Consider the following 12,629-nt stretch of genomic DNA (forward strand, 5'->3'; position numbering starts at 1 on the left):
AGAGTGTCGAGATGAGCCTCTACCCGCCGCGCACCGACCGCCCCGTGCGGTGGCTGCCCGCGGTGGAGGAGACCTCGGCCGGTGGCGTCATCATCGACGTGGCAGGCGGTTTCGCGTGGATCGCACTCATCGCCCGGCACAACCGGGCGGGCCGGCTGGAGTGGTGCCTGCCGAAGGGGCACGTCGAGCCGGGCGAAACACTGGTCGAGACGGCGGTTCGCGAAGTCCAGGAGGAAACAGGCATCATCGGACGTGCCCTGGTGACCCTTGGCACGATCGACTATTGGTTCAGCACCCCGCAACTACGCATCCACAAGCGGGTCCATCACTACATGTTGGAGGCACTCGGTGGCGAGATCAGCATCGAAGGCGACCCCGATCACGAGGCCGTCGACGCGCGCTGGTTCCGCCTGGACCGTGTGCAGCGGAAGCTGACCTTCCCCAATGAGCGACGCATCGTCCAAACCGCCTGGCAACACCTGGCTCCGTCGGCGTAACCACACCGCAGCGCTGTGCGCCGCTCTGATCGCGCTGGTGCTGTGCCTCCTGCCGTTCGGCGTCCCCCGGGCAGCTGCGGACACCTCATCCTCGGTCCAGATCAGCCTGGACGCCAACCTCCCGGCCGTGTCGGCCTCCGGCCAGACTGTCACGGTCGCCGGCACCATCACGAACACCGGCACCACGGCCGTCGCCCATGCGGTCGTGCACGTCTCGGTCGGCACCCAACTGCTGGACACCCGCACCTCCGCCGAGAGTTGGATGACCGGCAAGCTCGACGTTTCGACGACGCAGCTCGCCACCGGAGACGCGGGCGCCCTCAGCGCCGGCAGCAGCACCCCTTCTCGGTCACCGTCCCGGGCAAGAAGCTGAAGTTCGGCTACGGCCTGGCCTCCCTGCCGCTGACCGTCACGGTCACCGATGGTGCCTCGGCGGGCGCCTCCGCCATACGAGGTATGGCGCGCAGCACCTTGCAACTGCAGAACACTTCGGTGCAATCACCGTTGCAGGTCACGGTCGTCATACCCCTGACATTGCCGGCGGACCCCGACCTCTTCGGGCCGAGCGGCGCCACCCGAGCCGCGGCCTGGGAGCGTGCCGTCGGACCCGACTCCCAGGTGCAGAAGACGCTGGACGCCTTCGCGGGGCAACCGGTGATCTTCGCCATCGACCCGGCCCTGGTCGACCCGCCGGCCGCTGCCGACGACAACGTGCCGGCCGTGACCGCGAGTGAGTCGCCGTCCGGCTCGGCGAGCTCGAGCGGGTCAGGCACCAGCAGCGCCCCCGACCCGACCAGCACCACCTCGGGCAACCCATCCAGTGCCTCCACCGGGACCACGGACGGCGCGACGAGCGGCACCGATGGCGGGTCGAGCACACCGTCGTCCTCGTCCAGCACGCCCCCGATCAGCACGCCGCAGGGCAAGATCGACGCGGCCGTGGAGGAACTCACGTCGAGGCTGACCTCATTGGACCCCAAGCAGTCCGTGTGGTGGCTGCCGTCGGACGATCCCGACCTGACGGCGCTGGACAAGCAGGGCCGGGCAGGCAAGGAGCTCGCCGGCCGCGACTTCGCGCGTGCCCTGCCCAAGAGTGTCGAAGCAGTCGGCAACACCCGCATCGTCTGGCCGACCGGTGACCTGACCGGCACCGCGGTCACGTCCTTCACCAAGGACCTGGCGGCCCGCAGCAAGGCACCCGCCGTCGCGCTGCTCCCGAGCCGTGCCATCACCCAGTCGCCGATCATGACCGCGACGCATCGAGCGACCGGCACCTCCGGTGTCCTGACGTATGACGAAGGGCTGTCCAAGGCCTTCAGCACGTCGTCGACCTCCCCGGGCATGCAGACCAGCCGCCTGCTCACCCAGTCACTCGCGCTCTACCAGCAGTCCCCCGGCACGGCGCGCTCGGTCACTCTGGTCGCTCCGCGCGCCGGCGGCGCCAATCCGATCCAACTGGCAGCACAGCTGGACGCACTGAGTGCGGCCAACTGGGTGAAGCTGCGGACCGGCACCCAGACCGAGACGGCGCTGAAGTCCGCGCCGACGACAGCTCTGCTGAAGACGCCGCCCAAGAGCACCGTCCCATCGCAAGTCGCGGCCGCCGCGATCACCAAGGACGAGTTGAGCGAGCTGACTGCGTCACGCCAGCGCCTGTCCGCCCTGCAGAGCGTGCTGGTGGACGGGGCCGACGTCATACCGGCGCGGACGCGCGCATTGGACGTCATCGGATCGACCCGCTGGCGCGGCACGGCCGCAAAGCTGGCCGCGGTCGCTGACCGGAACACCGCCGCGGTGACCGCGATGCTGCACAAGCTGACGATCCGTTCCTCGACGATCAACTTCTTCGCCGACTCCGGTGACATCAGCATCACCGTCTCCAACGAGCTCAACCGTCCCGTGCATGGTCTGCAGCTGGAGGTGCAGCCGCGCAAGTACCTGCTCATCCGGGTCACCGACCCGGTCCAGAAGGTCGACATCGACGCCGGCTCCCGCGCCACCGCGCACTTCCACATCGAGGCCGTCGGCAGCGGCACCGTCCCGCTCGACGCCGCGCTGCGCGCGCCCAACGGCATCTCGCTCACCGACGCGCCGTCGCAGGTGAAGATCAACGTTCACCCGACGTCGGGGTGGATCATGTGGGTGCTGGGCGTGCTCGCCGGACTGATCCTCGCGATCGGTCTGTGGCGCGCCGTACGACGTGGCCCCCGGACCGCCTCCGAGCCGGCCGCGACCGACAGCCCGACGCCGAACGACGCGATCATCGACGCCGGACGCAAGCCAGCACGGCACGCCGAAGACACCGACGACGAGGGCACCGACACCGATGACTGACGAGAGCCGACCCAGCCTGGGCCAGCTGTACGCCGAGTCCGACCTGCGCTCCCGCGCCCACCAGAACTCGCCGGACATCCAGGGCAGCCTGGGTTCGATGTATGCCGCCTGGATGGGCGAGGACTCCGGCTACCTGCCGATGCCCGACCCGGACGTGATCGCGGCTCGCAAGGAAGCGATCGCCCGTGGGGAGGATCCGGACGCGCTGCCGCAGGCCGCCGTACCGGCTGAGGCCCCCGCCGCGGAAGGTGGCATCGGCCGGGCCAGCGCCGTCATGGCCGCCGGCACGTTGGTGTCGCGCGCGCTGGGGTTCCTACGCACCATCCTGCTCGGCGTGGTCATCTACGGCGTGGCGGGAAACGTCTGGGACACCGCAAACAAGCTGCCGAACATGATCTATCTGCTGCTGGCAGGTGGCGTGATCAACGCAGTGCTGGTCCCGCAGATCACTCGCTCGCTGAAGGATCGCGACGGCGGTAAGGCCTACACAGACCGGATCCTCACCCTGGCGATGTTGATCCTGGCGAGCGCCACCGTGGTCCTGTTGATCGCCTCGCCGCTGGTCTTCAAACTCTTCTACCTGGACGCCTCCGGAGAGACCTGGCGGCTCGGGATCATCTTCACCCTGCTCTGTATGCCGCAGCTGTTCTTCTACGGCCTCTACACGCTGCTCGGAGAGATCCTCAACGCCCGCAGCCGATTCGGCGCCCCGATGTGGTCGCCGGTGTTGGCAAACGTCTTCGCGATCGCCGGACTCGCCTGGCTGCTGGTGTCCTACCCACACCAGATCGTCGAGCCGTCGCGCTGGACGACCCCGATGATCTTGATTCTGGGTGGCTCCACAACGCTCGGCATCATGGCCCAGGCGCTGGTGCTGGTCATCCCGTTGCGCCGCTCCGGCTACACCTGGCGACCGAATTTCTCCTTCCGTGGCGTGGGCCTGCGGACCACCTCCACCGTCGCGATCTGGGCGTTCGCCGCCGTGATCGTGCAGCAAGGAGGTCTGCTGGTCAGCAGCAACATCCTCAACAAGGTGCCATCCGCCAGTCAGGCACAGACCAACGCCTTCCTCTTCTTCATGCTGCCGCACTCGCTGGTCACGCTCAGCCTGATCACCGTCCTGTTCACCAGGATGTCCAAGGCAGCGCATGCCGGCCGGGTCAAGGCCGTCACCGAGGACTCCGAGCTTTCGCTGCGGTTGTCCTCGGTTGCCACCATCCCGGCGACACTGGGGATGCTCGTGCTCGCCGGCCCCCTGTCCGCGTTCTTCTACCCGCCCTTCGCCACCGCCGTCGAGCGGCAGAGCATCGCGCTGCTGATCGGGCTGGTGCCGTTCACGGTGTGTGTCGTCGTACAACGCGCGTTCTTCGCCTATGAGGACGCCAAGACCCCGTTCCGGATGCAGGTGTGGTGCACCGTCATCGCGAGTGCCCTGTCGGTGCCGTGTCTGTTGCTCCCCAAGCCGTGGATCGGTTTCGGGGTCTGTCTGGCGGGGTCGATCGCCTACTTCGTCGAGGGGACGCTCGGCTACCGCTGGCTCCGGGCCAAGCGGCTGCCGCAACTGCGGATGATCAATGTCGCCCAGACCTGGGCCCGGCTGGCCGTCGCCTCCGCCCTCGCGGTGGGCGCGTCCTTCCTGGTGCGTTACCTGCTGAGCCAGCTGATCGGCACGGACTCGCGGGTCACGAACTTCGCCATCCTGCTCGTGACCGCCGTCGTCTTCTGCGCCCTGTATGTCGTCATTTCCCGCCGGCTGCACGTCAAGGAGGTCGAGGAGCTGATTGACGCCATACAAAGCAAACTCGGCGGCGTCGGACGGCTGATGGGCCGTTGATCAGACACTGAGCAGGCGTCGCGCGGCACGTCGGTAGGGCAGCGGATCGACCTTCCCGGAGCGTGTCCCCCGCAGCACTGTGCCGGATGCCTCTTAGGATGTGCCCGATGTGTGCTTGCCCACGGTGGGCACGGGTCGTCATCGGCGCCGCGCTCGGGCGGTGTCCGTACCGCGAACAGGGAGCCAAGGTCCACGTGCGAGCCATCGGCGAGAACACCGTGCTGGCACAGCGCTACACGCTGACCCGCAAGCTGGCGGGACGGGCGGACCAGGAGTTGTGGATCGCCACTGACTCGACGCTCGGGCGCGAGGTGACCGCGACCGTCTTTCCGGCCGACTTCGACCATGCCGAAGCGGCGCTCGACAGCGCTCGCCGGGCCGCGGGTGTCGAGGACCGCCACCTGCCGCGCGTGCTCGACGTCGGCCGCGAGAACGGCACGGCATACGTCATCACCGAGGCACTTCACGGGGCCGAATCCATAGCCGCCGCACTGCAGTTCGACCCGTTGCCCGCCGAAGAGGTGCGGCGGATGGTCGGCGAGGCCGCCAGCGGCCTGGGCGCCGCGAGCGCACGCGGGCTGCACCACCTGCAGCTCACCCCGCACGACATCGTGTCCTCCCCGGACGGCGCCGTCTCGGTGCTCGGCCTGCCCACCGACGCAGCACTCGCCGGCGCCGACGACCTGTCCTCGGAGGAAGCCTCCCGCGCGGACACCGTCGCCCTCGTGCAGATCGTGTATGCCGGGCTGACCCGCCGCTGGCCCGGTGAGGAGTCGGTCCCCGGCCTACAGAACGTCTCGCGTCGCGCGGACGGTGAGCTGCCCGCGCCGAGCGACCTGGTTTCCGGTGTGCCCGGTGACCTCGACACGTTGTGCCGGACCACGCTCGGCGCCGACGAGGGTCCACGCACGCCCGGTGAACTCGCCCGGCAGCTCGCGCCCTGGTCGTCCGAGCGGGTCACGACATCGACACGTCGCATGACCGGCTCGGGCGGCAAGTCAGCGGCGACCCTGCAGGCCGTCCCGGGCGGGGACCGGAGCAGCACAGCACCGACGAGGCCGGCTGCGAGACGGGATAACTCGGCCGCCACCGACGAGACCGACGGGGCAGGCCGGACAACGGCGGGCACCGCTCGGGTCAAGGCCGCGCTGCCCAAGGTAGGGGTGGCCTCGGCCGCCGGCACCGCGGCAGAGGTCGACAACTCCGACGAGACGGCGCAGATATCCCCTGACGTTCTGATGCAGGCGCGCGAACGGACCGCCGTGCCACCCGAGGACGACGATTACGACCCGTCGTACACCGAGCTCGAGCCGCCGGTCCCCGGACTCGTCGGGCACGGCTACGAACCCGATCACCAGAGCAGCCGGCTGGCGCTGTTGCTGGTCGTGCTGCTGGTGGTCGTCGCGGTGATCTTCGCGGCCATCGGACTGCACGGCATCGGCGGGTCGTCCAGCCCTGGCACGGCAGCCTCCTCCGTGGCCAGCCAATCAGCGAAGGCGTCGAGCTCGAGCTCTGCCAGGAAGTCGACGAGCCAGAAGCCGGCCGCGACGCCGTTGGCGATCCAGCGGACCACGTCATACGGCGTCAACGGTGGGGACAACTCAGGACTCGCCGCCAAGGCGACCGACAACGACCCGAGTTCCTACTGGAACAGCTACAACTACCGCACCGCCGATGGCCGTAGCGCGGGCAGCGGCACCGGCATCCTGCTCAACCTCGGTAGCGTGAAGTCTGTGAAGAACGTCAAGATCACCACCACCGGTGGGCCGTCGACGATCAAGTTCTTCGTCAGCGACACCATCCAACCGGTCAGCACCCGTCAGCCGACCGCGACACTGACCGGCTCAGGCACGCAGACCGCGCAGCTGGGCGGGGCCAAGGCGCAATACATCACCATCTGGGTCACCAAGCTCAGCCTGCAGTCGGACAGCCAGTTCCAGGAACGGATCAACGACGTCAAGGTGTATCCGTGACGGACCTGACCGAAACCAACGATCGCGAGCTGCTCGCCGCGCACTGCGCCGGTGACCCCGATGCGTTCGGGGAACTCTTTCGACGGCACAAGGACCGCATGTGGGCAGTCGCGCTGCGCACCACCCGCGACCCTGAGATCGCCGCCGATGCGGTCCAGGACGGCTTCATCTCGGCATTCCGGCGCGCTGACTCGTTCCGCGGCGACGCGCAGGTCACCACCTGGCTGCACCGGATCATCGTCAACGCCTGCCTCGACCGGCTGCGGCGGATCAAGCCGACGTCGGAACTACCCGAATACGACCTGGCCGACCGGCACGACGTGCACGGCAGCACCGTCATACGACTGGACGTGCAGGAAGCCCTGGGCAAGATCCCGGAGGGACAGCGCCTGGCGCTGACCCTGGTCGACATGCAGGGTCTGCCGGTGGCCGAGGCTGCCGACGTACTCGGGGTGGCGGAAGGCACGATCAAGTCCCGGTGCGCACGTGGACGTTCGGCACTGGCCGAGTTGCTGCGTGACAAGCACGGGGACGGCTACCCGGGCGGGCCCTGATGGTGGATGGAACCAATGGGTCCCGGCACTCGTCGGAACCTCGACTGATGTTGGTCTCCCCTCCACCGAACTCCCTGCCCGCAGGACGGAACCACAACCTGGCATTCGTCGTCTCAGCTACTGAACCGATTGGAGGAAGCCGTGACGACACCTCCCGATGACTTCGAGAACGACCCGACCGGGATGCGTGATCTGCTGCGTTCGCTGCCCGAACCCGGGCCGATGCCGCAGGACGTGACCGACCGGATCACCGCCGCACTGGCCGCCGAACACGCAGGCCGTGCGGGCGATGACCGCAGCAACGTGACACCCCTGGCCCGCACCGGGACCACCGCGCGCAAGCCCGGCACGCGCCGTTGGATGCAGGCGCTCGGCGGTGTGGCAGCCGCCGCAGTGGTGGCGACGGTCGCCGTCGTCGGCGTCAATGCCCTACAGAACAACGACGCACCGGTTTCCGCCATACCTTCGAGCACGGCGCGGCACTCGGCCAGCTCGGACGAACTCGCCACCCGGGTCCAGCTCGACAGCACCGGCACCAACTACTCGGGAGCCGCGTTCAACACGCAAGCAGCGAGTATGGCGTCCAGCAACAACACCCAGATCCCGGCCGCGGGCGTCGTGGCCAAATTCGGGTCGCTCACGAACCCGCGTGCCATCGTCGAGTGCGTGCGTTCGATCGGTGGCTCTCTGCTGGACAACCCCTCACGCATCAAGGTCGACCTGGCCAGCTACGACGGCAAGCCGGCGCTGATCATCGTCGTGACCAAGGGCAGCGAGCAGACCGCTTTCGCCGTCTCGTCGACCTGCAGCAAGGGCACCAAGCCCTACGCCGCTCCTCGGTCGGTCTGAGTCGACGCCTGGTCTGCGCCCTGTTGTCTGACCGCCCACACCTCGGGGCGGATGCGGAACATTCGCCGCATACCATCTGTTGTGCTCTACGAGCCCGCCGTGAGCCGGGCCCTCAGTCGACTTCGAAGGACCACCCGTGAGCGAGCCTCGCAACCTGATCATCATCGGCTCCGGCCCAGCCGGTTACACGGCCGCCGTGTATGCCGCCCGCGCCAACCTGCACCCCCTGGTCTTCGAGGGATCGGTGACCGCCGGCGGCGCGCTGATGAACACCACCGAGGTCGAGAACTACCCCGGCTTCGCCGACGGCATCATGGGACCCGAGCTGATGATGCAGATGCGCGAGCAGGCCGATCGGTTCGGCGCTGACCTGGTCCGTGACGACGTCACGGCGGTGGACCTCACCGGTCCGGTGAAGCGCGTCACCGACGGCGAGGGCAACGTCCACGAAGCGCACGCCGTCATACTCGCGATGGGTTCGGCATACCGCGAGCTGGGCCTGGAGGACGAGAAGCGCCTGTCCGGGCACGGCGTCTCGTGGTGCGCCACCTGTGACGGCGCCTTCTTCCGCGACCAGGACATCATGGTCGTCGGCGGCGGCGACTCCGCCCTCGAGGAGGCGACCTTCCTCACCCGATTCGCCAAGAAGGTCACCCTCGTGCACCGCCGCGACCAGTTGCGCGCCTCCAAGATCATGGCCGATCGGGCGCTCGCCAACGACAAGATCGACTTCGCCTGGAACAGCCAGATCACCGGCATCCAAGGCGACCCCAAGGTCAGCTCGGTGACCCTGGCCGACACCCAGTCGGGTGAGACCCGCCAGGTCGACACGGCTGCCGTGTTCGTCGCCATCGGTCACCTGCCGCGCAACGAGCTTGTCGTAGGTCAGGTGAACACTGACGACGAGGGTTACGTGCTCGTCGGTGAGGGCACCACGGCGACCAACCTGCCCGGTGTGTTCGCCTGCGGTGACCTGGTCGATCACACGTACCGGCAGGCCATCACCGCTGCCGGCACCGGTTGCGCGGCAGCCCTCGACGCGGAGCGCTTCCTGGCCGCACAAGACGAGGCGGGCGCTCCGGCCGCCACCGCAGCGCAGACCGTCAATGCCTGAATCCTCTTCCCTACCAACGCCTTTCGGCATACATCCACACAATGAAAGGAACATCCGACATGGGTGCGAACACCAAGGAAACCTCTGACGCCACCTTCGAGGCCGACGTTCTCAAGAGCGACAAGCCGGTGCTCGTCGACTTCTGGGCGCCCTGGTGCGGACCGTGCAAGATGATCGCCCCGATCATCGAGGAGATCGCCGAAGCCAACGCCGACAAGCTGACCGTCGTCAAGCTCAACACCGACGACAACCCGAAGACGTCCGCCAAGTACGGCATCACCGGCATCCCAACCCTGAACGTCTACCAGAACGGCGAAGTCGTCAAGAGCATCGTCGGCGTCATGCCGAAGCCGAAGCTCGTCAAGGAGCTCGAGCCCTTCATCGGCTGAGTCCTCACCTCGAGTTCGTCGAAAGAGGCGGCCTTCCCTGTATTAGGAAGGCCGCCTCTTCTTTTCTGCCTGGCCAGGTTTTGGGGTGCTGGCTCCGCCGTGGGACGGGTCTCACTCCGTTCGCTCCGCTAGCGCTCCGCTCTCTGCATAGGCCCCGCCCCACGACGAACCCAGCACCCTCGTCGGTCACCCAATCATGTTGGCCAGCAACAGATTTCACGCCCTTACCTTGTCGTGCGGTCGGCTTACGTCGGTTGCGCTCTGACCACTCCCGACGACCGCTGGATCAGAGTCGTCGTGTCCGCATCTGAGTGCCAACGTGGCCACCCAAAGGTGGTGACCCAGCACGCCTGGCGAGCACAGAGAACGTCGCCTACCCACCCGGCCAACTCTCCTGCCAGCATCGGCTGCAGGGGGCCACGTGGAGACCTAGCGCCCACACGGCCAGCCGGCAACGGACGCAGCCAACGAAAGTCATGGTCAGACGGCGATCGGGAGGCGACGGGTGCGTCGTCGGCCCGGGCCTATGCAGAGAGCGGAGCACGCGAGGGCGACGATCATGTCGGCTGGGGTCGGCCGTGCGAGCTTGCGAGCCGGACGCACCAGGTGACATGTGAGGAGCCGAGCAGACAAGACAGTCGGAGCGAACGAAGCGAGACCGGGGCGGCGGCGTAGCCGTCGCCCAACCAAGGCAACCACGGCGATTCACGTGAAACGTGTTGAACCGGAACGGTTTTCGCCACACTCGGTCTCGATACGGGCTCGTTCCTCGCCCTACTCGACCCGCATTGCGTCAGGAGCGTTGGACGCCCAGCTGATCCATGATGCGGTTCAAGTCATCGACGCTCGCGAACTCGACGGTCAGCTTGCCGCGGCTCTTGCCGAGTGAGATCTTGACGCGGGTGTCGAGCTGGTCGGAGAGGCTGGAGGCGAGCGAGTCGAGCTGCGGGTGGTGTTGGCCGGCGCGAGGGGAGCGGCGCACGGCCTTCTCCTTGTCGCCACCCAGCGAGACGATCTCCTCGGTGCTGCGGACCGACAGGCCCTCGGCGACGATCCGCTGTGCCAGGCGTTCCATCGCAGCGGCGTCCGGCAGGCCGAGCAGTGCGCGGGCGTGGCCGGCGGAGAGGACGCCGGCGGCGACGCGGCGTTGTACCAGCGCGGGGAGCTTCAGCAGACGCAAGGTGTTGCTGATCTGCGGACGGGACCGACCGATCCGTCCGGCGAGTTCCTCGTGGGTGCAGGAGAAGTCGTCGAGCAGCTGACCGTAGGCCGCTGCTTCCTCCAACGGGTTCAGTTGTGCGCGGTGCAGGTTCTCCAGCAGCGCATCACGCAGCATGTCGTCGTCGTCGGTGGTGCGGATGATTGCCGGGATGGTCGCCTTCCCGGCGCCACGACTGGCGCGCAGCCGCCGCTCACCCATGATGAGTTCATAGGTGACGCCCGCCTCGGCGATGTCAGCCGCGGGCAGGCGGCGCACCACGATCGGCTGCAGGACACCGATCTCCCGAATGCTATGCACCAGCTCGGCCAGCTCATCCTCGTCGAACACCGTGCGCGGCTGGCGGGGGTTCGGGCGAATCTGGTCGACCGGTAACTCGGCGAACGTCGCACCCGGAACTTCTTGCAGCTCTTCGGTGGTGTCATCCGCCGCAGCTGTGCTGTTGTCAGTTGCCGGTGCGTTGTTGTCCGCGCCGTTCTGCGGCCCTGTGCCGTCCGAGGCGGCACCGTCGGCACTCGCGTCGGCGTCATCGTTTCCCGTGAAACGTTCGTTCTCGACCGCGTCCCGAGTGGCTGCGGCCACCGAGCTTCCGGGGAAGAAGACGTCCGAAGGTCGCGGATTTCCGGTCGTCTGCGCCGGCGCCGTGGGGATCAGGGCACCCAGGCCGCGCCCGAGGCCGCGTCGTTTTTCGCTCACTGGTCGATCTTAGTGCCTTGGGCCGCCAGCTCCTTGGCAGCCTCGGAATAGGAGAGGGCGCCACTGCTCGACGGGTCATACGTGAGCACTGTTTGGCCGTGACTGGGCGCCTCCGAGATCCGGACGGAGCGCGGGATCGAGGCCTTCAGTACCTGATCGGTGAAGTGGGTGCGCACCTCGTCGGCCACCTGGGCGGACAGCCGGGTCCGCGCGTCATACATCGTCAGCAAGATCGTCGAGACGTGCAGCCGCGGGTTCAGGTGTGCCCGGATCAGCTCGATGTTCTTCAGCAGCTGGCTGAGCCCCTCCAACGCGTAGTACTCGCACTGGATCGGGATGAAGACCTCTTCCGCGGCCACGAACGCGTTGACCGTCAGCAGACCGAGGCTCGGTGGGCAGTCGATGAGGATGAAGTCGAATCGCCCGGCGTCGCCAGGATTCTCCTGGTAGTGATCGATCGCACGCTTGAGGCGTGATTCACGTGCAACCAAGGACACCAGCTCGAGCTCGGCGCCCGCGAGGTCGATCGTTGCAGGCGCGCACCACAGGCCGGGTATGTCGGGACATTCCTGTAGCACGCCGGCCAACTCGCCGTCCTCGACCACGACGTCATACACACTTGGCACTTCTTCGTGGTGCGGTATGCCGAGCGCGGTGCTCGCGTTGCCCTGCGGGTCGATGTCGATGACCAGGACCTTGAGGCCGAACGTCGCCAGGGCCGCAGCGACATTGACGGTCGTGGTGGTCTTGCCCACGCCGCCCTTCTGGTTCGAAACCGTCAGGATCCGGGGCTGGGCAGGCGGAAGGACCTTGCCCTCGGCCAGTCGGTCACGTCGTCGTGCCTGTTCGACGAGTTGCTCAGCCAGCGGTGAGGAAACTGGAGTCTCATCGACCGGCGGCATGACGTCATCAGACGGCGTTGCCAATGTTTCACGGGAAACGACGGCCTCGTCGGTGTGAGACTCGCCCACGTCTGCGGCATCGTCCACTGAGTCCGGAGTGGGCATCCCGGCATCGGAGCCGCCCAGCAAACGGACCGGATCTCCCGCGGGCACCGGATGCAGCGCACCTACCCGAACTGTTGGCTCGCGTCGCGCGGCGTTGCGCCAGCCTACCGGCTCGGGTGTGGCGGTCGTGACTGCAGATCCTTGCCACCCCGTGGGTAGCGAC

Annotated in this window: 11 protein-coding genes; 9 read left to right on the top strand and 2 right to left on the bottom strand. The window is 67.6% G+C overall.

All coding sequences use genetic code 11. From position 1 onward, the window contains the following. Positions 1-11 precede the first annotated feature (11 nt). The 9 genes from ACFQDH_RS05160 to trxA all read left to right on the top strand — a co-directional run bounded on the left by ACFQDH_RS05160 (position 12) and on the right by trxA (position 9,544). Positions 12-497, top strand: a complete 486-nt coding sequence (locus ACFQDH_RS05160) for an NUDIX hydrolase (protein WP_382399122.1) — start codon at positions 12-14, stop codon at positions 495-497. Continuing rightward, on the top strand, positions 445-870 hold the full coding sequence (locus ACFQDH_RS05165; RefSeq protein ID WP_382399127.1) for a DUF6049 family protein: 426 nt from the start codon (positions 445-447) through the stop codon (positions 868-870). Before ACFQDH_RS05160 ends, ACFQDH_RS05165 begins: the two co-directional genes overlap by 53 nt. Continuing rightward, complete coding sequence (locus tag ACFQDH_RS05170) at positions 756-2,831, top strand: DUF6049 family protein (RefSeq protein ID WP_382399129.1); 2,076 nt, start codon at positions 756-758, stop codon at positions 2,829-2,831. Before ACFQDH_RS05165 ends, ACFQDH_RS05170 begins: the two co-directional genes overlap by 115 nt. Further along, positions 2,824-4,665 carry a murein biosynthesis integral membrane protein MurJ gene (gene murJ, locus ACFQDH_RS05175; RefSeq protein ID WP_382399131.1) on the top strand — a complete coding sequence of 614 codons (1,842 nt, stop codon included), beginning with the start codon at positions 2,824-2,826 and terminating at the stop codon, positions 4,663-4,665. The genes ACFQDH_RS05170 and murJ overlap by 8 nt, the downstream gene beginning before the upstream one ends. 107 nt (positions 4,666-4,772) lie before the next feature. Further along, the gene (locus tag ACFQDH_RS05180; RefSeq protein WP_382399133.1) at positions 4,773-6,638 is read left to right on the top strand and encodes a hypothetical protein; all 1,866 of its coding nucleotides are present in this window, start codon (positions 4,773-4,775) and stop codon (positions 6,636-6,638) included. After that, positions 6,635-7,192: an RNA polymerase sigma factor SigM gene (gene sigM, locus ACFQDH_RS05185; protein ID WP_382399135.1), complete on the top strand. Its 558-nt coding sequence runs from the start codon at positions 6,635-6,637 to the stop codon at positions 7,190-7,192. Before ACFQDH_RS05180 ends, sigM begins: the two co-directional genes overlap by 4 nt. A 141-nt stretch (positions 7,193-7,333) precedes the next feature. Then, entirely contained in the window at positions 7,334-8,041 is a 708-nt protein-coding gene (locus tag ACFQDH_RS05190) for a hypothetical protein (protein ID WP_382399137.1), read from the top strand. Positions 8,042-8,177: 136 nt separating this feature from the next. Further along, positions 8,178-9,155, top strand: coding sequence for a thioredoxin-disulfide reductase (gene trxB / locus ACFQDH_RS05195; RefSeq protein WP_382399139.1), 978 nt, complete (start codon positions 8,178-8,180; stop codon positions 9,153-9,155). Positions 9,156-9,196: 41 nt separating this feature from the next. Continuing rightward, positions 9,197-9,544 (top strand): thioredoxin, encoded by a 348-nt coding sequence (gene trxA, locus ACFQDH_RS05200; RefSeq protein ID WP_382399141.1) that lies wholly within the window; start codon positions 9,197-9,199, stop codon positions 9,542-9,544. A 793-nt stretch (positions 9,545-10,337) separates the two neighbouring features. Here trxA and ACFQDH_RS05205 read toward each other — a convergent pair. Next, entirely contained in the window at positions 10,338-11,459 is a 1,122-nt protein-coding gene (locus ACFQDH_RS05205; RefSeq protein ID WP_382399143.1) for a ParB/RepB/Spo0J family partition protein, read from the bottom strand. Continuing rightward, positions 11,456-12,466, bottom strand: coding sequence for a ParA family protein (locus ACFQDH_RS05210; protein WP_382404809.1), 1,011 nt, complete (start codon positions 12,464-12,466; stop codon positions 11,456-11,458). The genes ACFQDH_RS05205 and ACFQDH_RS05210 overlap by 4 nt, the downstream gene beginning before the upstream one ends. Between the last annotated feature and the right edge of the window lie 163 nt (positions 12,467-12,629).

Origin of the sequence: Flexivirga alba (genome assembly GCF_042661025.1) — a bacterium.
Classification (GTDB): domain Bacteria; phylum Actinomycetota; class Actinomycetes; order Actinomycetales; family Dermatophilaceae; genus Flexivirga; species Flexivirga alba.

Excerpts from the sequence above, each read along its gene's own strand:
- ACFQDH_RS05210 (WP_382404809.1), bottom strand. The coding sequence starts at position 12,466 with ATGCCCACTCCGGACTCAGTGGACGATGCCGCAGACGTGGGCGAGTCT.
- ACFQDH_RS05160 (WP_382399122.1), top strand. The coding sequence starts at position 12 with ATGAGCCTCTACCCGCCGCGCACCGACCGCCCCGTGCGGTGGCTGCCC.
- ACFQDH_RS05165 (WP_382399127.1), top strand. The coding sequence starts at position 445 with ATGAGCGACGCATCGTCCAAACCGCCTGGCAACACCTGGCTCCGTCGG.
- murJ (WP_382399131.1), top strand. The coding sequence starts at position 2,824 with ATGACTGACGAGAGCCGACCCAGCCTGGGCCAGCTGTACGCCGAGTCC.
- trxA (WP_382399141.1), top strand. The coding sequence starts at position 9,197 with ATGAAAGGAACATCCGACATGGGTGCGAACACCAAGGAAACCTCTGAC.
- ACFQDH_RS05180 (WP_382399133.1), top strand. The coding sequence starts at position 4,773 with ATGTGTGCTTGCCCACGGTGGGCACGGGTCGTCATCGGCGCCGCGCTC.